The sequence below is a fragment of the Methylobacterium sp. J-048 genome, assembly GCF_022829515.1.
GTDB lineage: Bacteria > Pseudomonadota > Alphaproteobacteria > Rhizobiales > Beijerinckiaceae > Methylobacterium.
Map to the genome: position 1 here is coordinate 1 of NZ_JAKSYL010000149.1, position 402 is coordinate 402.

Sequence of the window (402 nt, forward strand, 5' to 3'; positions counted from 1 at the left end):
CCGCATCGACGGAAGGATGCGGCTCACCGGGGATGACACGCCGAGCCAGGCTGCGGCGCGGATCGTATTGGACGCCGCCGGCGGGCGGGTGAGTGGGGTCGTTTGACGTATCGGTCGCACGCCCGACGGACAGAAAAACCAACTCGTCCTGATCGTGGTCGACAGGATGGCCGACCTGATGATGGTGGCGGGCAAGGATATCGAGGGGGCGATCCAGCGGCTCGCCCAGATGGCACGCGCGGCCGGCGTCCACCTGATCATGGCGACCCAGCGCCCGGCGGTGGACGTGATCACCGGGACGATCAAGGCGAACTACCCGACCCGCATCAGCTTCCAGGTCACCAGCAAGATCGACAGCCGGACCATTCTCGGCGAGATGGGCGCGGAGCAGCTGCTCGGTCA

The 402-nt window shown here is 66.9% G+C and carries 1 pseudogene; it reads left to right on the forward strand.

From position 1 onward, the window contains the following. Positions 1–151 precede the first annotated feature (151 nt). Positions 152–402 (forward strand): annotated as a pseudogene (locus MKL09_RS14485) (FtsK/SpoIIIE domain-containing protein); the annotation flags it as partial.